The organism is Xanthomonas cissicola, from assembly GCF_008801575.1.
Taxonomy (GTDB): Bacteria; Pseudomonadota; Gammaproteobacteria; order Xanthomonadales; family Xanthomonadaceae; genus Xanthomonas; species Xanthomonas cissicola.
This window is the reverse complement of record NZ_VZPL01000298.1, coordinates 1-250: the sequence shown is the minus strand read 5'-3', so window position 1 is coordinate 250 and position 250 is coordinate 1. Positions and strand designations below refer to the sequence as shown.

Genomic DNA, 250 nt, shown 5'->3' with positions numbered 1-250 from the left:
TACGCATGGGCGAAAACTGCCAGAAACCAGTTCGTAGAGTAACGAAAACTGGCAATTCCAGCACACCTAAAACGCAGGTTAAGCCTTGCAATGGATGCAGCCTGGGGGTTTTTCAGGGGCGACTAATGATATCGGTGTTTGCCAGATGTTGGGCATAAGCAGCCGGGGTCATGCCGCCGATCGCCTTCTTGGGTCGGTCCTCGTTGTATTCGCGTCGCCAGCGTTCGATTTCGGTGCGCGCGTGCAGCAG

1 protein-coding gene is annotated in these 250 nt (G+C 55.2%); it reads right to left on the bottom strand.

Going from position 1 to position 250, the window contains the following annotated elements:
* Positions 1–112: 112 nt before the first annotated feature.
* The coding region (locus tag F7R02_RS26175) for an integrase core domain-containing protein (protein WP_151210389.1) at positions 113–250 on the bottom strand (138 nt) is incomplete at its 5' end.